Origin of the sequence: Pantoea sp. 18069 (genome assembly GCF_902706035.1) — a bacterium.
Taxonomy (GTDB): Bacteria; Pseudomonadota; Gammaproteobacteria; order Burkholderiales; family Burkholderiaceae_C; genus Comamonas.
In genome coordinates this window covers 78,555-100,228 of the sequence record NZ_CACSJA010000009.1, presented here as the reverse complement: position 1 = coordinate 100,228, position 21,674 = coordinate 78,555, and the positions used below count along the sequence as shown (strand labels likewise).

The 21,674-nt window shown below is 66.7% G+C and carries 18 protein-coding genes and 1 other RNA gene; 9 read left to right on the top strand and 10 right to left on the bottom strand.

Features of this window, described 5'->3' with window-relative positions; translation table 11 throughout:
• Positions 1–127: 127 nt before the first annotated feature.
• The 9 genes from hslU to GVL12_RS09585 all read right to left on the bottom strand — a co-directional run bounded on the left by hslU (position 128) and on the right by GVL12_RS09585 (position 9,493).
• Complete coding sequence (gene hslU, locus GVL12_RS09625) at positions 128–1,441, bottom strand: ATP-dependent protease ATPase subunit HslU (RefSeq protein ID WP_235033840.1); 1,314 nt, start codon at positions 1,439–1,441, stop codon at positions 128–130.
• 68 nt (positions 1,442–1,509) lie between these two features.
• The gene (gene hslV, locus GVL12_RS09620) at positions 1,510–2,055 is read right to left on the bottom strand and encodes an ATP-dependent protease subunit HslV (RefSeq protein WP_159913261.1); all 546 of its coding nucleotides are present in this window, start codon (positions 2,053–2,055) and stop codon (positions 1,510–1,512) included.
• 56 nt (positions 2,056–2,111) lie between these two features.
• A complete protein-coding gene (locus tag GVL12_RS09615) occupies positions 2,112–3,848 on the bottom strand; it encodes an STAS domain-containing protein (RefSeq protein ID WP_159913259.1) in 1,737 nt (578 codons plus the stop codon).
• Positions 3,849–3,897: 49 nt separating this feature from the next.
• Positions 3,898–4,278 (bottom strand): RNA polymerase-binding protein DksA, encoded by a 381-nt coding sequence (gene dksA / locus GVL12_RS26270; RefSeq protein ID WP_200843645.1) that lies wholly within the window; start codon positions 4,276–4,278, stop codon positions 3,898–3,900.
• 627 nt (positions 4,279–4,905) lie between these two features.
• The gene (locus GVL12_RS09605; RefSeq protein ID WP_159913255.1) at positions 4,906–6,012 is read right to left on the bottom strand and encodes a GTP-binding protein; all 1,107 of its coding nucleotides are present in this window, start codon (positions 6,010–6,012) and stop codon (positions 4,906–4,908) included.
• Positions 6,013–6,185: 173 nt separating this feature from the next.
• Positions 6,186–7,193 (bottom strand): tyrosine recombinase XerC, encoded by a 1,008-nt coding sequence (locus tag GVL12_RS09600; protein WP_159913253.1) that lies wholly within the window; start codon positions 7,191–7,193, stop codon positions 6,186–6,188.
• A 2-nt stretch (positions 7,194–7,195) separates the two neighbouring features.
• A complete protein-coding gene (locus tag GVL12_RS09595; RefSeq protein WP_159913251.1) occupies positions 7,196–7,921 on the bottom strand; it encodes a DUF484 family protein in 726 nt (241 codons plus the stop codon).
• The gene (gene dapF / locus GVL12_RS09590; RefSeq protein WP_200843644.1) at positions 7,918–8,784 is read right to left on the bottom strand and encodes a diaminopimelate epimerase; all 867 of its coding nucleotides are present in this window, start codon (positions 8,782–8,784) and stop codon (positions 7,918–7,920) included. Before dapF ends, GVL12_RS09595 begins: the two co-directional genes overlap by 4 nt.
• 121 nt (positions 8,785–8,905) lie before the next feature.
• Positions 8,906–9,493, bottom strand: coding sequence for a YSC84-related protein (locus GVL12_RS09585; protein WP_159913247.1), 588 nt, complete (start codon positions 9,491–9,493; stop codon positions 8,906–8,908).
• Between the two features lie 344 nt (positions 9,494–9,837).
• Here GVL12_RS09585 and GVL12_RS09580 point away from each other — a divergent pair, with 344 nt between their 5' ends.
• The 3 genes from GVL12_RS09580 to GVL12_RS09570 are packed head-to-tail and all read left to right on the top strand — an operon-like array spanning position 9,838 to position 12,680.
• Positions 9,838–10,227 (top strand): DoxX family protein, encoded by a 390-nt coding sequence (locus GVL12_RS09580; protein WP_159913245.1) that lies wholly within the window; start codon positions 9,838–9,840, stop codon positions 10,225–10,227.
• 49 nt (positions 10,228–10,276) lie between these two features.
• Positions 10,277–11,950, top strand: a complete 1,674-nt coding sequence (locus GVL12_RS09575; protein ID WP_159913243.1) for an MBL fold metallo-hydrolase — start codon at positions 10,277–10,279, stop codon at positions 11,948–11,950.
• Entirely contained in the window at positions 11,937–12,680 is a 744-nt protein-coding gene (locus GVL12_RS09570) for an RNA pseudouridine synthase (protein ID WP_159913241.1), read from the top strand. The genes GVL12_RS09575 and GVL12_RS09570 overlap by 14 nt, the downstream gene beginning before the upstream one ends.
• A gap of 201 nt (positions 12,681–12,881) precedes the next feature.
• Here the strand turns inward: GVL12_RS09570 and rnpB are convergent.
• Positions 12,882–13,212: RNase P RNA component class A (gene rnpB / locus GVL12_RS09565), an RNA gene on the bottom strand.
• A gap of 118 nt (positions 13,213–13,330) precedes the next feature.
• On the opposite strand from rnpB, the gene cysK reads away from it, so the two are divergent.
• The 6 genes from cysK to andAc all read left to right on the top strand — a co-directional run bounded on the left by cysK (position 13,331) and on the right by andAc (position 21,672).
• Positions 13,331–14,248, top strand: coding sequence for a cysteine synthase A (gene cysK / locus GVL12_RS09560; RefSeq protein ID WP_159913239.1), 918 nt, complete (start codon positions 13,331–13,333; stop codon positions 14,246–14,248).
• A gap of 247 nt (positions 14,249–14,495) precedes the next feature.
• Positions 14,496–16,337 carry an ABC transporter ATP-binding protein gene (locus tag GVL12_RS09555; protein WP_159913237.1) on the top strand — a complete coding sequence of 614 codons (1,842 nt, stop codon included), beginning with the start codon at positions 14,496–14,498 and terminating at the stop codon, positions 16,335–16,337.
• 112 nt (positions 16,338–16,449) lie between these two features.
• Entirely contained in the window at positions 16,450–18,237 is a 1,788-nt protein-coding gene (locus GVL12_RS09550; RefSeq protein WP_159913235.1) for an NAD(P)/FAD-dependent oxidoreductase, read from the top strand.
• A 189-nt stretch (positions 18,238–18,426) separates the two neighbouring features.
• On the top strand, positions 18,427–18,969 hold the full coding sequence (locus tag GVL12_RS09545; RefSeq protein WP_159913233.1) for a VUT family protein: 543 nt from the start codon (positions 18,427–18,429) through the stop codon (positions 18,967–18,969).
• A gap of 216 nt (positions 18,970–19,185) precedes the next feature.
• Positions 19,186–20,214 (top strand): AraC family transcriptional regulator, encoded by a 1,029-nt coding sequence (locus GVL12_RS09540; RefSeq protein WP_159913231.1) that lies wholly within the window; start codon positions 19,186–19,188, stop codon positions 20,212–20,214.
• Positions 20,215–20,427: 213 nt separating this feature from the next.
• A complete protein-coding gene (gene andAc, locus GVL12_RS09535; RefSeq protein WP_235033839.1) occupies positions 20,428–21,672 on the top strand; it encodes an anthranilate 1,2-dioxygenase large subunit AndAc in 1,245 nt (414 codons plus the stop codon).
• The last annotated feature ends 2 nt before the right edge of the window (positions 21,673–21,674 follow it).

Here is a 21,674-nt window from a genome sequence, read left to right as displayed (position 1 = left end):
CCCCATAAGCACTTACTCAATTCACTGCATGTGAAACCTCAACCGCCCTCGGGCTGCAGATGCACACACGAAGTGCGGTCAGGCGTATACAAGCGTTAACACCAGCGCGTTTTTTGCGCGGCAAACGTCACAAAATGAAACGAGACAAATCCTCGTCCTGGCTCAGCGTCTGCAGGCGCGCATCGACATAGGCGGCGTCGATGGTGATGGTCTGGCCCGAGAGGCGGGCCGCATCGAAGCTGATCTCGTCGAGCAGCCGTTCCATGACCGTCGACAGCCGGCGTGCGCCGATGTTCTCGGTGCTTTCGTTGACGTGGAACGCGGTGTGCGCGAGCCGCGTGATGCCGTCGGGCGTGAACTGCAGCGTCACGCCTTCGGTGGCCAGCAGCGCCTGGTACTGCTTGACCAGCGACGCATGGGTCTGCGTCAGGATGGCCTCGAAATCCTGCACCGACAGCGACTCGAGCTCGACGCGGATGGGAAAACGCCCCTGCAGTTCGGGGATCAGGTCGCTGGGCTTGGACAGATGGAACGCGCCCGAAGCGATGAACAGGATGTGGTCGGTCTTGACCATGCCGTACTTGGTCGACACCGTCGTGCCTTCGACCAGCGGCAGCAGGTCGCGCTGCACGCCCTGGCGCGAAATGTCCGAACCACTGCTTTCCTGGCGCGTCGCGACCTTGTCGATCTCGTCGATGAAGACAATGCCGTTTTGCTCGGCGTTGGCGATCGCCCGGGCCTTGATGTCTTCCTCGTTGACCATCTTGCCGGCCTCTTCGTCGGTCAGCAGCTTGAGCGCCTCGCCGATCTTGAGCTTGCGCGTGCGGCGCCGCTCCTGGCCCATCTGGCTGAACATGCCGCGCAGTTGCTCGGCCATCTCCTCCATGCCCTGGGGGCCCATGATTTCAAGCTGCGGCCGCGCGTCGGCCAGGTCGATCTCGATTTCCTTGTCGTCGAGCTGCCCTTCGCGCAGCTTCTTGCGGAACACCTGGCGCGCCGTGCTGTCGATCGGCGCGTCGTTGGTGCGCGCCTGGGGCAGCAGCACATCGAGGATGCGGTCCTCGGCCGCGTCCTCGGCGCGCGCGCGCAGCTTGCGGATTTCCCATTCGCGCGTCTGCTTGACGGCGATCTCGGCGAGATCACGGATGATCGCGTCCACATCCTTGCCGACATAGCCGACTTCGGTGAACTTGGTCGCTTCGACCTTGATGAACGGCGCATCGGCCAGGCGTGCCAGGCGGCGCGCGATCTCGGTCTTGCCTACGCCGGTCGGGCCTATCATCAGAATGTTCTTGGGCGTGATTTCCTGGCGCAGGTCACCTTCGACCTGCTGGCGGCGCCAGCGGTTGCGCAGCGCGATCGCCACGGCGCGCTTGGCGCCCTGCTGGCCGACGATGTGGTTGTCGAGTTCGGAGACGATTTCCTGGGGAGTCATTGACATGGTGTTCTCGGTTCAATCGGCCTGCGGCGCGGCATTGCCGACGCGGCAGGCGGGCAACAGGGATGCGCTCAGAGAGTTTCGATGGTGTGGTGCATGTTGGTGTAGATGCACAGCTCGCCCGCGATTTCAAGCGACTTCTTGACGATCTCGGCCGCCCCCAGATCGGTGTTGGTCAGCAGCGCCTTGGCGGCCGAATGCGCGTAGGCGCCGCCCGATCCGATCGCGACGATGCCCTGCTCGGGCTCGAGCACGTCGCCATTGCCGGTGATGATCAGCGAGGCGTGCTTGTCGGCCACGGCCAGCATGGCTTCGAGGCGGCGCAGCACGCGGTCGGTACGCCAGTCCTTGGTGAGCTCGATGGCCGCGCGCGTCAGATTGCCCTGGTGTTTTTCCAGCTTGGCCTCGAAACGCTCGAACAGCGTGAAGGCATCGGCCGTGGCGCCGGCAAAGCCCGCGAGCACCGTGCCGTGGTAGAGGCGGCGCACTTTGCGCGCCGTGCCCTTGACCACGATATTGCCCAGGGTGACCTGGCCGTCGCCGCCGATGGCGACCTGAATGCCGTTCGCCGTCTGGCGGCGGACGCTGATGATGGTGGTGCCGTGATACTGTTCCATAGCGTTGCCATTTGGGGGTGGATGCGCGGATTGCAAGCCCCGGCGGGCCGCAATGTTCAGTCAGTGCGGGGCAGCAGTCGGGCGTGGTCGCTGACGCCTATCATGCCGAAGAACACCGCCACCAGCTGGTGCATGCGCTCGAAGCGCAGTTCCACCCCCTGGGCCTGCATGCGCGCCGACCAGTTGAGCACCGACCCCGCGGCCGCGAAGTCCAGGCGGATCAGCTCGGAGCAATCGACCACCAGCGGCAGATCGCGGCGCGCCTGGGCCTCGAGAGGCACGAGCCAGGGCATGGCATCGCCCTCGATGCAGCCGACCAGCCCGCCGCCGGCCGGCGCCTGGGCCATCGTCTCGGTGGCTTCGGGCATTTCCTCGAGCGCGTCGAGATAGCTGCTGCGCGGTGGCGTCCATGAGGGCGGCGACACTTCGTAGGTCACACAGTAGTCGAGCGCGACCAGCTCGAAGCTGTCGTGCTGCGCCATCAGCCGCAGCGCCGCCATGCGCAGCCGCCAGCCGTCCTCGGGCGCTTCGCGGTCGCCGGACACGGTCAGCGCCTGCAGGCGCTGGGCCAGCACCGGCGCGTCGAGGAAGATGATCTGCCCCGGCGTCTGCGCCCACTCGTTGACCAGGACCTCGAACGGCGCCAGCGCATCGGCGTCGATGTGCTCCAGCGCCGTCCAGATCAGGGTCCAGGGCGCGGGGGCCGCCGCCTTGGCGCGCTGCAGCGCGGCCACCGACTGGCGCGTGAGCTGCGCCGGCGCGTTCCAGCGCCAGGCGCGCGCCCCCGGCCCGGCCGCGTCCGCAGCGGCGCCGGGCTCGACCCAGCCGCGCTGCGCGGACAACGCAAACCACAGCGGCGCCGAACGCCCGAAGCGCGCGGCGAAATCGATGGCCAGCACGTCGAAGCGCTCGGCCATGCCCACGGCGCGGTACAGGTCGAACAAGGCCTGCCACACGGGCTGCTGCATGTCGGGCTGCGCCTCGCGCTGGGCGAGCAACGCCAGCAGCAATGCTTCTGCGCCCGCGGCATTGCCGTTGGCGAACGCAATCGCGGCCTGTTCGAAGTCCGGGTCGTGCACGAACACCGGCGCAGGCCCGCCGATCGATGGCAGCGGGCGCGCCTGTGCGCCCCAGTCGGGCGGATCATGCGGTTCGGTCACGGCAAAAGTCGTCGTCACCGCCGCGCGTTCGGGCTCGCCGGCCTGCGCAGCGGACAGCGGCGGTGCGGGCTCGAGCGCGTCACCGGCTTCGACATGCCAGTCCAGCGGCGCGGTCAACGCGAAGCCCGGCGGCGAATCCGCGCCGCCATGGGCCGCCTCGCCATCAGGCACGCCAGGCGCTGCGGCGACATGCACGGAATCGGCTTGGGGGAAAGTCGAGAGCAGGTACATGGGCAGCGTCGACGCATCGGCCGGCTGCTTGTTGCGCCACCATTGCTGGGACATCTGCTCTTCGATCGCATCGATCTTCTGCCGCGTGACCGCGCGCGCATCGGGTGGTATCAGGCTGCTCTGGAAGCTGGTCGGCGAGCTTGCGCTTTCGCTCAGGCTTTCGGCAACGCCCGCGGACTGCACCTCCTGCTGGCGCAGCTTGCGCAACTGATCGAACTCGCGCTGGCGCACGAAATCGTTGCGCCGCTTGCGCTCGAGCGCCTGGCGCAGCACCTGCTTGTCGGCCTGACCCAGCGGATCATCGGCTTGCACGTCGAGCTGCGACCAAGAGACCGTGGGGTGGCGTACAAAGCGCACCACCTTGGAGAAAAGGCCACCTCGCTTGCTGTCATCCGTGCTCATAGAGGATCAGCGTAGCGCAAGTGGCCTGGTGCATGGAGATGAATTCCCCTCAGTCTCCAAACATCTTCTGCTTGAGTTCGCGGCGCTGCTGCGCTTCGAGCGACAGCGTGGCCGTGGGACGGGCCAGCAGGCGGCCGACGCCGATGGGCTCGCCGGTCTCGTCGCAGTAGCCGTAATCGCCGGCGTCGATGCGCGCAATCGATTGCTCGATCTTCTTGAGCAGCTTGCGTTCGCGGTCGCGCGTGCGCAGTTCGAGCGCGTGCTCTTCCTCGATGGTCGCGCGGTCGGCGGGATCGGGAACGACGACGGTGTCCTCGCGCAGGTTTTCTGCCGTTTCACCGGCGTTGTTGTGCATGTCCTGCTTGAGCAACACCAGCTTGTGGCGGAAAAACGCCATCTGCTTGTCGTTCATGTACTCATCTTCGGGCATGGCCAGGACTTCAGCGTCGGTCAGCTCTTCCGCAGATTTGGTCTTCCAGTTGTTTGCCAATTGAGGATCTTTCTTTGCAGCAATCAATGAAGGCGCTTGCATGGTTGTGGGCATGGTGTTGATGTAGCTGGCTTTGGCGGCATCGAAGGCTGCAGCCGCGGCCATGGAGGGTACGGTCAGTTGGGCCAACCGAGCGGACGGACGGGTGCTGCGGGCGAGGCCGCCGGCAGCAACGGTCACAGGAGGCACAGAATGGGCCACGGCTTTGGGCTCGAGCACCTTTGCGGCCTGGGTAGCGGTCTTGGCAGATACTTTCGCTGCGGCTTTTTTGGCTGCAGCGGGTTTGGCAACTGCGTTCACTTTGCGGGTTTCGGCATTCACTTCCAGTCTCCTCTCGGTACGCCCAGCCCCTGGCAGGGGAACAAGTCCCAGGGGGGACTCGCCATCCGGGTTCTCTTTAGGGGCGCGATTGTATCGACCACAGGCGAGACCCAACGAAACGTTGCGTATATCCCACATACGGGTATTCCACAGAATGCAGGCATTTGCTCTCAAATCCCGTCAAAAAAAGGTATTTTTCCTACAAGATAATTCCGCCAGGGGCGCCGGAAATGGGCGTTCTGGACCTCAGACCAGGCACTGGTCCAGGCCGGAGCGCAGGATGTCCTGGGGCAGGTCTATGCCGATGAAAACCATCTTGCTCTGGCGCGTTTCGGCGCCGTCCCAGGCCGGACCGAGGTCGCTGCCCATCAACTGGTGCACGCCCTGGAAAATCACCTTGCGCTCCGTACCCTGCATGTTGAGCACGCCCTTGTAGCGCAGCATCTTGGGGCCGTAGATATTGACGATGGCGCCGAGGAAATCCTCGAGCTTGGCGGGATCGAACGCACGGTCGGCGCGGTAGACGAAGCTCTTGACATCGTCGTCATGGTGGTGGTGATGCGGGTGGTTGCAGGCCTCGCCGGGCGCGTGGTCGTGGCCGGCGTGGGCGTCGTGCTCGCAATGACCGTGGTCGTGATCGCAGTCGTCATGCCCGTGCTCGTGTCCATGGTCATGCCCATGATCGTGGCCATCGTCTTCCTTGAGGAAGTCCGGATCGATGTCGAGCTTGGCATTGAGGTTGAAGCCGCGCAGGTCCAGCACCTGGCTCAGCGGCACCGCGCCGAAATGCACGGCCTGGATGGGCGCGCGCGGGTTCATGTGCTTGAGCCGGTGGATCAGCGCCTGCTGCTCGTCGTCGCTGACCAGGTCGGTCTTGGACAGGAATATCTGGTCGGCAAAGCCCACCTGGCGGCGCGCTTCCTGGCGGGTGTCGAGCTGCTGGCCCGCATGCTTGGCGTCGACCAGCGTGATGATGGAATCGATCAGGTAGGACTCGGCGACCTCGTCGTCCATGAAGAAAGTCTGCGCCACGGGACCGGGGTCGGCCACGCCCGTGGTCTCGATGACGATGCGGTCGAACTCGACCAGGCCCTTGCGGCGCTTGGCGGCCAGCAGCTGCAGCGTCTCGCGCAGGTCTTCACGGATGGTGCAGCAGATGCAGCCGTTGCTCATCTGCACGATCTGCTCCTTGGACTCCGTCTTGAGGATGTCGGAATCGATGTTTTCTTCACCGAATTCGTTTTCGATCACGGCGATCTTCTGGCCATGGGCTTCGCTGAGCACGCGCTTGAGCAGCGTGGTCTTGCCCGAGCCCAGGAAGCCCGTGAGGATGGTGACAGGAATGAGAGACATGGAATCGCCTAGAAAGTAAATGCTCAACGCGCGCCGGACACAGGCACCTGCACGCCCCGCAAGACCGCAGGCCCTGCCTGAAACAGGGAATATGGGGAGTTTAGCGGTGGATTCAAGAGGTGTTGATGCCCCGCTGGACGCCAGCGCATGCCGGATGAGGGCGCAGGGCCGGCTCAGCGCTTTCGTCGGGCGCGCGGATGGGCGTTTTCGTAGGCCTGTGCCAGATGCTGGAAGTCGAGCCGGGTATAGATCTGCGTGGTCGCGATGCTCGCGTGGCCCAGCAGCTCCTGCACGGCGCGCAGGTTACCGCTCGACTGCAGCAGATGGCTGGCAAACGAATGGCGCAGCACATGCGGGTGCACCGATGTCGTCAAGCCCGCCTGGCGCGCGCGTGCGCGCAGGCGCACCCAGACCGACTGGGCCGTGAGCCGCGCGCCGCGCCGGCCGATAAACAGCGCAGGTTCCAGCGCCTGCGGCACAGCGAAGGGCCGGGCGCGCACTGCCAGCCAAGTTTGCAGCGCCTGCAGCGCCGCGCTGCCCACGGGAACGATGCGCCGCTTGCTGCCCTTGCCCAGCACATGCGCCTCGCCGGCCGCGCAGTCGATCCAGCCGCGCGCAAGGCGCTCGGTGTCCGGGCCGGGCGCGACGTCGAGCCCCACCAGCTCCGCGACGCGCAGGCCGCTGCTGTAGAGCAGCTCGGCAATCGCCGCATCGCGGGCCTCCAGCCAAGCATCACCCTCATCATTCACATGATTGACCAGTTGCAAGGCATCTTCGACGCCAAGCGCCTTGGGCAGCGGCTTGGGCGCGCGCGGCGCGCGCACGCCGTCCACGGGGTTCATGGGCACCAGGCCCTGGCGCGCGGCCCACAGGAAAAATCCGCGCCAGCCCGAGAGGATCAGCGCGATGCCGCGCGCACTGCGCCCGCCACTGTGCATCTGCGCCGCGAAACGCCGGATATGCGGCACCTGCAGCGCCAGCAGCTCGACCTGGGCCGCCTGCGCAAACGCGACCAGCTTGTGCAGATCGAGCGTGTAGAGCGCCAGCGTGCGTGCGGCCAGCCGCTTTTCTACGCGCACATGTTCGAGATAGGCCAGCGCGGGGGCTGGCAGCGCGACGCTAGGCTCAGGAGCCTCCACGGCGGCCCCGCCGATGGCGGTCACCGGCGCCGCGCGTCCCATGGTCAGACCGAAGCCAGCGTGCGCGTGACCGGGCGCATGCGCGCCAGCGCGGCACTGGCCTGCTCGGCGATGCGCATCAGGAACTCGGTGCCCATGGTGGCGTCGAAACGCAGCGGATCGGGCGAACCCAGCACCAGCATGCCGAACGCCGGCGAAGGCGCGCTCAGCGGGCCGGCGCGCAGCGGCAGCAGGGCCAGCGACTGCACGGAGTCGACGCGCGTGAGCCAGCCCGCGGGCTCGAAGCCCAGGTTGGGACCGCAAAACGGCAGGGTCAGCGACGATGCAAAGGCCTTCACATCGCTGCTCACGCCCATGGTGAACAGCGCGCCTGCGAACGGCGGCGCCACATCCCAGACCCGGATCGCGGCCTCGGGCACGTCGAACACCTGGCGCAGCCCTTCGGTGATCGCATGGGGCAGATCGCGGGTCTCTACGCAGGCGGCGAGATCGCAGCTCCAGCGGTGGATCTTCTGCGCGATCGCCGCGTTCTCGCTGCTGTTGCGCATCATTTCCATGATGCGCTGCTCCAGGCCCTTGATCTTGTCGCGCAGCATCTCGGCCTGGCGCTCCTGCAGGCTCACCGCGCGATGACCATGGACGCTGGTCAGGCGCACGCCCGTCAGCACTTCGGCATGGCGTTCAAAGAATTCCGGAACCTGGGCCAGGTAGGAGGCGATGCTGTCTTCGCTGGTGGACAAGGCGTGGTCGATGCTGGTGCTGTCGTTCATGGTGCTTCGGGAAGTTCGATCTGTCCGTCAAAAACAAAAGTCGCGGGGCCGGTCATGAAGACGCTGTCGTCGTCGCCTCCGGACCAGGCAATGCTCAGCAGGCCGCCGCGCGTATGCACCTGCACCTGCGTATCGAGCAGCCCCTGGCGTATGCCCGCGACGACGGCCGCGCAGGCGCCGGTGCCGCAGGCCAGCGTTTCGCCCGCGCCGCGCTCGTAGACGCGCAGCCGCACTTCACCGCGGCCCACGCGCTGCAGGAAGCCGGCGTTGACGCGCTGGGGAAAGCGCGGGTGCTGCTCGATCTGCGGGCCCAGCGTCGCGACGGGCGCGGTGGCTACATCGTCGACCCAGAGCACGGCGTGCGGATTGCCCATGGACACCGGCATGACCCACTGGGTCGAGGCACCGCCATCGAGCGCCAGCGGCCAAAGCTGGGCCTGGCCTTCGGAACGCGCCTTCAGGCCTGCGGTATCGAACGGCACGCGCTCGGGCCGCAGCTCGGGCCGGCCCATGTCCACGCGCACCCGGCCGTCGGCCGCGAGCTCGGGCGCGATCACGCCGGACAGGGTCTTGACGCGTATCACTTTCTTGTCGGTCAGGCCGCGGTCGTGCACGTAGCGCGCGAAGCAGCGCGCGCCATTGCCGCACTGCTCCACTTCGCCGCCATCGGCGTTGTGGATCACGTACTCGAAATCAATGCCTTCGGCCGGCGCGGGCCGCACGCTGAGGATCTGGTCGGCGCCGACGCCGAAGTGGCGGTCGGCCAGAAAGCGGTACTGGGCAGGCGACAGGCCCCACAGGCCCTGCGTTTCATCGAGCACGACAAAGTCATTGCCCGCGCCCTGCATCTTGGTGAAGCGGATTTGCATGGTCGCCGATTATCCGCGCAGTCGCGCCCCGCCGCCATCACAGGGGTCGTCCAAGGCCTGCACGCCCCCAACGCGGGCCGCCCCTAGCGGCGGCAGCACGCTCGGGGCGGGGGGCTTACATGTTGATTTTGGAGATCTTCGCGCCCTGCAGCGATACCCCGGCTTCAAGGCCGGCGTTGGTCATGACGAAGCTCGTCACCGGCGCCTGCGCGGTCTGGGTATCGATCATGCCGGTGGCGCCGACGCGGCCCACGGCCACCGTGGCATCGACGCCTGCCGACCAGCCTTCGCTGCGCAGGAACTTGTCGAGCGCATCCTGGGTGTTGAAGACATAGATCACGGCCTTGGACTGACCACCGGCCTGCCAGCCTATCGAGGCCGCAGTGGTGCTGTAGTAGCCCAGCGTGCGCTCACCCGAGCGCAACGCGCCGCGGCCATGCTCGGCACCGACCACGAAGCTGCCGCCGACCACGGTAGGGAACACCAGCACGCCCTTGGAGTTCGACACCAGCTCGCGCGAGCCGGGAACGGTGGCATAGAGCCGCGTCAGGGTGGCATCGACCTGGGCGTCGAGCGAGCCACGGGTGGCGCGCGGCGAAGCCTGCACGTCGGAGGGGCTGGTGGTGGTGCAGCCGAGCATGGCCACGCCGCCCACGGCGACGGTTGCAGCGATCAACAAAGAGCGAACGGACTGTGACATCATGGCAATTTCCTCTTGGTGGTGACGGTGCCTGCGGACAGCGCAAGGCGTCGCAAGCGCTGGTGATGGCCTGTTTCGCACCGGCCTGAAGCCATCCTAGATGCGTTCGCACCCTTTGTTTCACCGCTGCTGCAGCTCTGCCTTCCGACCTACAGATACAGCAGAAATAATCCTGTGCCGGCGCGGGCCGCGCGCCTGCATGCAGCGCAGGCGCGCCGTGCAGGTCAGAATTGGCGCGCATGCAACAGTCGCGCAGACCTTCTTGTGGCACAAAGCGAAGATCGCTTCTTTGTGCAATGGCCGGTCAGCGGCCTGCCATCCGATCCATTTTTCTCCCGAGGAAACCCATGAACTTCTGGTCCCACCTGCACCATCCCCGCGCCGCCATGGTGCTGCTGCGCATCACGCTCGCGCTGCTGCTGCTGTTCCACGGCTGGGCGAAGATCACGCATGGCATAGGCGGCATCGAGAAAATGGTCACGGGCCATGGCCTGCCCTCGTGGCTGGCCTATGGGGTCTACCTGGGCGAAGTGGTCGCGCCGCTGCTGTTGCTGATCGGCGTGTGGGTCGTGCCCGCGGCACTGATCGTCGTCGGCAACATGCTGGTGGCGCTGCTGCTGGTGCACACCGGGCATTTCCTGTCGATTGGCAATTCGGGCGGCTGGGCCCTCGAATTGCAAGCCTTCTTCATCGTCACGGCCCTGGTGGTCGCGCTCGGCTACTCCAAAGGCAAATAGCCTCCCGACCGACGCCGCGCCCAGCCCTTCTTCCTGAATCCCACGCCCCATGACCCGTCCCAGCCAGCTCCTGCGCGACCAGCGCGCCCCCGCAGATCCCCGGCCCGCAGCCACCGCGCTGCTGTTGCGCGACCGAAGTGAAGGCGGGGGCTTTGAAGTGCTCATGACGCGCCGCTCGCCCACGGCCAGCTTTCTGCCCGGCGCCTATGTGTTCCCGGGCGGCGGCATCGACGCGCTCGACGCGCGCTCGCATGCGGCCGCCGCGCGCCGCGCCGGGCAAAGCGATGCCCACCTGACCCAGGCGATCGCCGCGATCCGCGAGAGCTTCGAGGAACTCGGCGTGCTGCTTGCGCGCCATGCCGACGGCCGCATGGCCGATGCCAGCGACATCGCGACGTTCGACCGCGCAGCGCCGTTTGTCGCGCAATGCACGGCGCGCGGGCTCACGCTCGCCGCCGACGCATTGCATGCACTCGCGCACTGGACCGCCGACCGCACCCAGCCCAAGCGCTTTGCCACGCAGTTCCTCGTCGCGCGCATGCCCGAAGGCCAGACACCCGTGGCCGATGAAAGCGAGCAGTTCGAGCCGCAGTGGATCACGCCGGGCGAAGCGCTGCAGCGCTTCGCCGATGGCGTGTTTCCCATCATCTTCCCGACCATCAAGACGCTCGAGAAGCTGGCCCGTTTCGGCTCGACCGACGCGGTGTTCGCGGCGCTCGCGCACGAAGAGGTGCTCTGGGACTGCTGCCCGCGCACCGGCCTGATCGGCGGCGCGGAACGACGCCACATGGAAGACGAGTCGGCCTATGGCGAGCTCGCGATGGTCAGCCCCGACGGGCAGGTCTTCCACCCGCTCGACTGGCAGACCACGCAGCCCGTGGCACTGCGGCGCAATGTGCTGCGCCTGACGGCACCCAACGCCGGCGTGATGACCGGACCGGGCACGAACAGCTATCTCGTCGGCGAGGCGCTGACCGGCTTCATCGCCATAGACCCCGGTCCGAGCGACCCTGGACATGTGCGCCGGCTGTTCGATGCCGCGGGCGGCGACATCCGGCATATCGTCTGCACCCACTCCCACGCCGACCATTCGCCCGGCGCCGCGCTGCTGCAGGCGCTGCTGGCCGCCGCCGGCCGGCCCGCGGCAGCGATCCGCGGCCTGCCCTCGGCGCCGACGGCACGCGCCGCAAGCCGCTTCACGCCCGACCAGGCGCTGGTCGACGGCGAGCGCCTGGTACTCGGCGGCACCGGCCCCGGCGGCCCGGTCAGCCACACCCTGCGGGCGATCTTCACGCCCGGCCATGCGGCCAACCATGTCTGCTTCCTGCTCGAAGAAGATGCGCTGCTGTTCAGCGGCGACCATATCCTCAACGGCAGCACCACGGTGATCGACCCACCCGACGGCAACATGGCCGACTACCTCGACTCGCTGGCACGCCTGGACACGCTGTGCGCGCTGCAGGGCGTCGAATTCATCCTGCCCGCGCATGGCTACGTGCTCGGCGACGCGCGCCGCGTGATCGCCCGGCTGCAGTCCCACCGGCTCGCGCGCGAAGCCAAGGTGCTGCGCGCCATGCAGGCCACGCCCGACGGCTCGCCAAAGGATTGGGTGCGCCTGGCCTATGACGATGCGCCCCAGGCGCTCTGGCCGATTGCAGAAAGATCCCTTTTGGCCCATGTGGAACGCATTCGTGCCTTAGGCTTGCGGCATGTCTCAAACTGAAACCGTTCGCCTGTCCAAGCGCCTGGCGGAACAACAAAGCTGCTCGCGCCGCGAAGCCGAGCTGTATATCGAAGCCGGCCATGTGCAGGTCGACGGCCAGGTCGTGCTCGTGCCCGGCACCCACATCGGAGCGGACCAGCAGGTCCGGCTCGCGCCCGGTGCCAAGGCCGAGGCCATACCGCCCGTGACCCTGCTGCTGCACAAGCCCGCGGGCTACACCCAGGGCGAAGCCTATGGCCGCGTGCCCAGCGCACGCAGCCTGCTGACCGAGAAGAACCTCGCCGAATACGACGCCCCCGCGCCGGTGCGCGTGCTCAAGCGCCACTTCGCCGACCAGCTCGCCTTCCTGCCCATCCCGGTTCCGGGCAGCGGCCTGGTGATCTACACCCAGGACCCGCGCATCGCGCGCAAGCTGCAGGAAGACGCGTACGCGCTCGAGCAGGAACTCGTGGTCGGGGTCAAGGGCCAGATCGCCGAAGGCGGCCTGCAGCGCCTGTGCCACGGCCTGATCGCCGACCGCCAGCCCCTGCCGCCGGCCAAGGTCAGCTGGCAGAACGAAACCCATCTGCGCTTTGCGATCAAGGGCTTCTGGCCCGACAAGATCGACGAGATGTGCGCGACCGTGAACCTGCAGGTCGTGAGCATGCGCCGCCTGCGCGTGGGCCGGGTGTCGATGGCCAAGCTGCCCGAGGGCCAGTGGCGCTATCTGCTGCCTTGGGAGAAATTTTAGCCCCCACGCTTGCTCGCTTCGCGTAGCTGCGCGCTGGGGGGCGCTGCCCCCCAGGGCGGCGGCTCGATTCGCCCCAAACATTCGCCTCAAACCGCTCGTGGTCAGCCGCCCTGCCCTGGCCGGGCGCGTCGAACCATGAACGTCCCGCCCTAGAAAAAGAAAAAGCGCCTGACCGAAAGCCAGGCGCTTTTTGCATGAAAAGTGTGAAGTCCACCGATAAGCCGGATTCTGTGCACCGCCGGCTCTCTTGCGAAAACCGGCCGCGTGACCGCCATTACTCTTGGCTGGTGGTCGCCCAACCAGCTCGATGCTACCTACCCGCACACTCCGGGGGCCCCGTCAACGTGTGCCTACTTGGTATTGCTGCGCGTAGAGATTGCCCGTTTCACCCGCACTAAAGCGGCTCGTCTCTGTTGCTCTGATCCTCACCTCACGGTGGACAGCCGTTAGCTGCTACGCTGCCCTATGCAGTCCGGACGTTCCTCCAGTGCGGCCTTTCGGCACTAGCACCAGCGGCGGTCTGGTGAACTTCACGCCGCGATTATCGCCCAGTCGCAATGCCCTGCCTTCAGCGCATAAGAATATGCCCAGAACGCAGATCAACTGCGCCAGAATGTGCGATCTACACAAGCCATCGCCAAGGAGATGCCATGAAAGTCGACAGCATTCTGCAAACCATCGGAAACACCCCCCATGTGCGCGTGAACCGCCTGTTCGGCGCGGCCGCCCAGGTGTGGATCAAGTCCGAGCGCAGCAATCCCGGTGGCTCGATCAAGGACCGGATCGCGCTGGCAATGATCGAGGACGCGGAGAAAACCGGCCGCCTGCAGCCCGGCGGCACCATCATTGAACCGACAAGCGGCAACACCGGCGTGGGCCTGGCCCTGGTCGCGGCCGTCAAGGGCTACAAGCTGGTGCTGGTCATGCCCGACAGCATGTCGATAGAGCGCCGCCGCCTGATGCTCGCCTATGGCGCGACCTTTGATCTCACGCCCAAGGAAAAAGGCATGAAGGGCGCGATCGCCCGCGCCGAGGAACTGGCCGCGCAGACGCCCGGCGCCTGGATTCCCCAGCAGTTCGAGAACCCCGCCAACGTCGAAGTGCACGAACGCACGACCGCGCAGGAAATCATCGCCGACTTCCCCGACGGCCTCGACGTGCTGATCACCGGTGTCGGCACCGGCGGCCACCTCACGGGCGTGGCGCGCCAGCTCAAGGCCAAGTTCCCCAACCTCAAGGTCTATGCGGTCGAGCCCGCGGCTTCGCCCGTGATTTCGGGCGGCGCCCCCGCTCCCCACCCCATCCAGGGCATTGGCGCGGGCTTCATTCCCAAGAACCTCGACACCAGCTTGCTCGACGGCGTGATCCAGGTCGAAGCCGAACCCGCGCGTGAATACGCACGCCGCGCCGCGCGCGAGGAAGGCACGCTGGTCGGCATCTCGTCGGGCGCGACGCTTGCAGCCATTGCCCAGAAGCTGCCCGAGCTGCCAGCGGGCAGCCGCGTGCTGGGCTTCTCCTACGATACCGGCGAACGCTATCTGTCGGTCGACGGCTTCTTGCCCACGTAACCTCCGGCGCGCGCGCCGCAGCAAGGACACCGCCAGCGCGGTGTCCTATTTTTTTGTTTTTTGCCGCTGGGCCGCCCCAAGGCAAAAAGCGGCCCCATGGGGGCAGCGGCCACACGCAGTGGGCAAGCGTGGGGGCTTTTTCTGTGCACGGCCCCAGCCAACACCTGCACTGCGCAGGGAATAACCGACCAGAGCGCCACGAACCAGTCCCACGGCCTAACATCAGAGGTCAATAAAGGGACTGAACTTGTACGGATTCTTCGAAAAACGCATTCCACCCTATCCCGCAACCGAACCCGCGGCCCTGCCGCGGGGTTTTCTGGCGTTTGTCTGGGCCTGCACCCAGGGCCTGCGCGGCTATGTGCTGGGCATGGCGCTGCTCGCGGCCGTGACGGCCGCCTACGAAGCCTGGCTGTTTGCCGTCATGGGCCGTGTGGTCGACTGGCTCACGCGCGTCGAGCCCGCGCAGTTGCTCGCCGAGCAAGGCGGCGCGCTCTGGGGCCTGGTGGCGATCATGGTGCTGAGCATTGGCCTGGTCGCGCTGCAGACGGTGGTCAAGCACCAGGTGCTGGCGATCAACTTCCCGCTGCGCCTGCGCTGGAACTTCCACCGGCTGATGCTGGGCCAGAGCATGGCGTTCTACGCCGACGAATTCGCGGGCCGCATCACCACCAAGATCATGCAGACCGCGCTGGCCGTGCGCGACATGATCTTCACCACCACCGACATCGTTGTCGGCATGACGGTCTATCTCGTGACCATGATGGTGCTGGCCGCGGGCTTCGACACCTGGCTGCTGGTGCCGCTGCTGCTGTGGACCGCGGCGTATATCGGCGCCTGCTGCTACTTCGTGCCGCGGCTGGGCGCCGTGGGCAAGGCCCAGGCCGACGCGCGCTCGCAGATGACCGGGCGCATCACCGACGCCTATACCAACATCGCCACCGTCAAGCTGTTCGCGCACACGCGCCGCGAAGCCGAATTCGCGCGCTCGGCGATGGAGGCTTTCCGCCTCACGGGCAACGCGCAGATGCGCCTGGTGAGCCAGTTTGAAATCGCCAACCATGTGCTGATCGTGCTGCTGATTCTCGGCAGCAGCGGCCTGGCGCTGTGGCTGTGGATGCAGGGCCAGGTGGGCGCGGGCGCGGTGGCCGCCGTCACGGCGATGGCGCTGCGCATCTCGGGCCATGCGCGCTGGGTGATGTGGGAAATGACCAGCCTGTTCGAAAGCGTGGGCACGATACAGGACGGCATCAACACGCTGACCCATCCGCCGACCGTGCGCGACGCGGCCGATGCCCGGCCGCTGCAGGTCACGCGCGGCGAAGTCGTGTTCGACAACGTGTCGTTCGGCTACCGCGACGGCAAGGCCGTGATGGAGCAGCTCAACCTCACGATACGCCCCGGCGAGCGCATAGGCCTGATCGGCCGCTCGGGCGCGGGCAAGTCGACGCTGGTCAACCTGCTGCTGCGCTTTCACGACCTGCGCGCGGGCCGCATCCTGATCGACGGCCAGGACATCTCCCAGGTCACGCAGGACAGCCTGCGCCAGGCGATAGGCATGGTGACGCAGGACACCTCGCTGCTGCACCGCTCCATGCGCGACAACATCCTCTACGGCCGACCCGACGCCAGCGAAGCCGATCTGCAGGCCGCGATCGCGCGCGCCGAGGCCGCCGACTTCATCGCCCAGCTCAATGACCGCCACGGCCACCAGGGCCTGGACGCCCAGGTCGGCGAACGCGGCGTCAAGCTCTCGGGGGGCCAGCGCCAGCGCGTGGCCATCGCGCGCGTGATGCTCAAGAACGCACCTATTCTGCTGCTCGACGAAGCAACCAGCGCGCTCGACTCCGAAGTCGAGGCCGCGATCCAGGAAAGCCTCTACAAGGTCATGGAAGGCAAGACCGTGATCGCCATCGCCCACCGGCTGTCGACGATTGCCGCGATGGACCGACTGATCGTCATGGACAAGGGCCGCATCGTCGAGGAAGGCACGCACCAGCAGCTGCTGCAGCTCGGCGGCGTCTACGCGCGGCTGTGGGCCCACCAGAGCGGCGGCTTCCTGGGCGAGCCCATGGACGGGCCTTTGTGAACGCACACCCTGGCGGGCCTAATCCGATCGCCAGCCAGGGTCGCCGCCCACGCGGGTTCAGCCATTCGCGCATTTGCCTTACCATCGCCGGCTTGCTTGATAGATCCGAGCCATGATACGTATCGCAGAACTCAAACTCCCCCTGTCGGCGATCACTTTCGATCCCGAGAACCACACTGAATTCCACCCCGAGGCCAGGCTGCGCACGCTCGCGGCGCAGCTGCTCGGGATAGCGCCGGCCGAACTCGGCGCGCTGCAGGTGTTCAAGCGCAGCTTCGATGCGCGCAAGGCCGACCTGCAGGCGGTCTACATCGTCGACCTCGAACTCGCCGATCCCGCTCAGGAAGCCGCGCTGCTCGCGCAGTTCGAGTCACACCCGCATGTGAACCCCACGCCCGACATGGCCTGGAAGCCCGTGGGCCAGGCCCCGGCCGATCTCGCCCAGCGCCCGGTCGTGGTGGGCTTTGGCCCCTGCGGCATCTTCGCGGCGCTGGCGCTGGCGCAAATGGGCTTCAAGCCCATCGTGCTCGAACGCGGCAAGGAAGTGCGCGAACGCACACAGGACACCTGGGGCCTGTGGCGCAAGCGCGCGCTCACCCCCGAGTCGAACGTGCAGTTCGGCGAAGGCGGCGCGGGCACGTTCTCGGACGGCAAGCTCTACAGCCAGATCAAGGATCCGCGCCACCTGGGCCGCAAGGTCATGCAGGAGTTCGTGGACGCGGGCGCGCCGCCCGAAATCCTCTACGCGGCCCACCCGCACATCGGCACGTTCAAGCTGGTCAAGGTGGTGGAAAACATCCGCGCGCAGATCATCGCGCTGGGCGGTGAGGTGCGCTTCAGCCAGCGCGTCGAAGACGTGCTGTTCGACAGCGAAGACAGCCACGACGACGCAGACATGCGCCGCCAGCGCCGCATCCGCGGCCTGGTGGTGCGCGACCTGGCCACCGACAGCTGCAGCGAACTCGCGGCCTCGCAGGTCGTGATTGCGCTGGGCCACAGCGCGCGCGACACCTTTGCCCGGCTCTACGAGCGCGGCGTGAGCATGGAAGCCAAGCCCTTCTCCATCGGCTTTCGCATCGAGCACCCGCAAAGCGTGATCGACCGCGCGCGCTGGGGCCGCCACGCAGGCCACCCGCTGCTGGGCGCGGCCGACTACAAGCTGGTGCACCACGCCGCCAACGGCCGCGCGGTCTACAGCTTTTGCATGTGCCCGGGCGGCACCGTCGTCGCCGCGACCAGCGAGCCCGAACGCGTGGTGACCAACGGCATGAGCCAGTACTCGCGCAACGAGCGCAATGCCAACGCCGGCATGGTCGTGGCCATAGACCCGCCAGACTTCCCGCACACGGCGCAGGCCTTTGCCGCGGCCTTCGACGGCCGGACCTATGGCGTGGAAAACCTCGCCGACGGCGAATTCCACCCGCTGTCGGGCATCGTGCTGCAGCGCCAGCTCGAGTCGCGCGCCTATGTGCTCGGCGGCAGCAACTACAACGCCCCGGCCCAGCGCGTGGAAGACTTTCTCGCCGGCCAGCCGTCGACGGCGCTGGGCGAGGTCGAGCCCTCGTACAAGCCCGGCGTGAACCTGATCGACCTGCAGGCGGCGCTGCCCGCCTATGCGATCGAAGCCATGCGCGAAGCCCTGCCCGCGTTCGGCAAGAAGATACGCGGCTACGACATGCCCGATGCGCTGCTCACGGGCGTGGAAACACGCACCTCGTCGCCGCTCAAGATGGGCCGCGACGACAGCTACCAAAGCCTCAACACGCGCGGCCTCTACCCGGCCGGAGAAGGCGCGAGCTATGCGGGCGGCATTCTGTCGGCCGGCGTCGACGGCATACGCGTGGCCGAGGCCGTGGCACGGCAGATACTGGGCCTGCCCGTACCCGCCAGCCGCCGCTGAAACAAAGCACCCCCTGAGCCGCTGCGCCCTAGGCGGGCCCCGGCTTCCCCCTCTCATCCTTCGGTGGAGGGGGGCGCCCGGCCAGGGACGGCAGCCTCGGTGCGGGGCGGCCCTTCCTCGCTGCCCCCCGCCTGCGACGCGCCGGTTCTATAGACCACGGATTCACACCAAGCGCCGTAGATAACTGAGATGACTTACGCCCATACTTTCACCGCGCCCACGCGGCGCGCGCTGGCCCAGGGCGCACTGGCCATGGCGGCGGTGGTGCTGGCCTCCAACATCCTGGTGCAGCACGCGATCAACGACTGGCTGACCTGGGGAGCGATCACCTACCCGTTCGCCTTTCTTGTCAGCGAACTCGCCAACCGCGCCCATGGCCCGGCGCATGCGCGGCGCATTGCCTATGTGGGCTTTGCCGTCGCGGTCGCCGCCTCGCTGCTGCTCGCGCCGGCGCGCATTGCGCTGGCCTCGGGCCTGGCCTTTGCCTGCTCGCAGTTGCTGGACATCCATGTCTTTCACCGGCTGCGCCGCGGCCTCTGGTGGCGTGCGCCCCTGGTCGCGACGCTGCTGGCCGCCGTGCTCGACACGGCCGTTTTCTGGAGCATCGCCTTTGCCGGCGAAGACCGGCCCTGGGTCACCTGGGCGATCGGCGATCTGGGCGTGAAGCTGGCGATGGGCGTTTTGCTGTTGCTGCCGTTTCGCCTGTGGATAGGCCGGCATTCCGCCGTTTGAACTCTTTCGCGTGCAATGCCGCTGCACCGCCCTTGGGAAGAACGTTGACCAATTCGGTGCAGTCCTACACTGAATGGCGCCGATTCGCACTCAAACAGCGTTCATCTGAGGTTTTCTGTTGGCACGGGCCTTGCTCTAATTCAAGCATTCCAACCAACGCCCATCGGCGGGCTTGCCTACCCGGTGGAGCACGAGACCACGATGCCTGCCTTGCCCATGACATTCAGCTCCGGCGCGCGGCTGGACCTGGCGCCGCTGTACCGCAGTTGCCTGTTCAGCTCCCGGGAGCCCCAGGAATCCCACATGCGCGTGGCGCAGGAGTTCTCGGAGCACAACCTGCGCTGGAAACGCGGCACGGTCGACACCGTGATGTACCGGGCGCGCGCCAGCGAACTCAGCGTGGTGATGCTGCGCTATGGCGCCGAGATCGAAATCACGCCCCGGCCATTCGATGACTTTGCACTTTTGCACCTCACGCTCAAAGGCATGGCGGAGATTGAATCCGATGGCAAGCGCGTCGCGCTCGCGCCCGGCCGCTCGGCGCTGCTGGCACCGCGCAAGGACCTGCGCATGCACTGGCAGGAGGACTCGGAGCAGTTGATCGTCAAGATTCCGGGCAGCATGCTGCGCGCCTGCAGCCCGGGCAACGATCCCATGGCCCAATTGCCTTCGGTCGCGCTGTCATCGCCCACCGCCGAGCACCAGTGGGCCACGCTGATCCAGTTGCTGCTGCTGGCCACGCACGGCCCAGGCGGTATCGGAGGCATCGGAGGCATCAGTGGCGACAGCGCGCTTGCAGGCAACTGGATCCATCACTTCGAGCATGCGGTGGCCTCCTACCTGCTGGTGCAGCACGGCGAAGCCCATGCCCCCGCACCGGCACCACAGCCGCCCGACCGCCAGCAGCAGGTTCAGGACCTGGAGCAGCAGCGCCTCGAGGCCATGGACGCCTATATGCGCACGCGGCTGGGCGCGCCCATCGGCCTCATCGACTTGGCCAAGGCGGCCGGTGTGAGCGTCCGTTCCCTGCATACGCTGAGCCTCAAGCACCACGGTGTCTCGCCCATGGAGCAGTTGCGCCTGCTGCGGCTGGACGCGGCACGCAGCTTTCTGCTGGCCCAGCAGCAGGCCAGCGTGACCGACGCGGCGCTGCTCCACGGCTTTGGCCACCTGGGGCGGTTTTCTGCCTATTACCGCGAACGCTTTGGCGAGCTGCCCAGCCAGACCGCACGCCCTATGCACTGAGCGGCACGCCCGCCAGCGCCATTCCAACGCCGGACCGGGCCTTGCGCCCGGCCCGGCGTTGTCGCTTGCGGGAGCACCAGCACCCGCGCGCGGCTACAAGAAACGGACAAGACGCGCAGCGTGATCTGCCGGGCGCGGATAGTCAGCGTCGCGGCCGAATTCTAGACTGAAGCATCTTCATTCCCACAGGAGCCTGCCATGCTAGAGCAAGCCATGAGCGCCCCCACACCCCTGGGCCGGGCGGTGCATTTCCCCCAGGCCAATGGCTCCGAAGTTCCATACCGCGTGTTCAGTTCACAGGAAGTCTACGAACGCGAGCAGGAGCGAATCTTCCGCGGCCCGATCTGGAACTTCCTCGGCCTGGAAGCCGAAATTCCCGAAGTCGGCGACTTCAAGTCGACTTTTGTCGGCGACACCCCGGTGGTGGTCACGCGCACCGCCGAAGGCCTGGCCTGCTGGGTCAACCGCTGCGCCCACCGCGGGGCCATGGTCTGCCGTGAAAAGCGCGGCAATGCGGCCTCGCACACCTGCGTCTACCACCAATGGAGCTTTGCGGCCAACGGCGACCTGCAGGGCGTGCCGTTTCGCCGCGGGCAAAAAGGCATGGTCGGCATGCCCAAGGACTTCAAGCCCGAGGAGCACAGCCTGCAGAAGCTGCGCGTGGACAGCTACAAGGGCCTGCTGTTTGCGACCTTCCGCGACGACACGCCGGCGCTGCCCGACTACCTCGGCGCCGAGATGCGCCCCTGGATAGACCGCATCTTCCACAAGCCCATCGTCTTCCTGGGCTGCACGCGCCAGTACTCCAAGTCGAACTGGAAGCTGTACCTGGAGAACGTCAAAGACCCCTACCACGCCAGCCTGCTGCACCTGTTCCACACCACGTTCAACATCTTCCGCGTGGGCATGAAGGCGCGCTCGATTCCCGATGCCAGCCACGGCCTGCACAGCATCATCACCGTGACCAAGCCCGAGCAGGATGCCGATACCGCCGCGGCCTACGCGGCGCAGAACATCCGCTCCATGGATTCGGGCTTTGCGCTAGAAGACCCCGAACTGCTGGGCCAGATCCAGGAGTTCGAGGAAATGACCACCAACCATATCCAGCCCATCTTCCCGCAACTGGTGATCCAGCAGATCCACAACACGCTGGTCGCACGCCAACTGCTGCCCAAAGGACCGAACAACTTCGAGCTGATCTTCCATTTCTTCGGCTATGCCGACGACACCCCGGAGATGCGCGAGATGCGCCTGCTGCAGGCCAATCTGGTCGGCCCCGCGGGCTATATCTCGATGGAAGACACGGAAGCCACAGAGCTGGTGCAGCGCGGCACGGCGCGCGACGGCGACAAGCATTCCTATATCGCCATGGGCGCATCCGACCAGACCGACACCGTGATCACCGAAAACCTGATCCGCAGGTTCTGGGTGGGCTACCAGCAACTGATGGGGTATTGAGC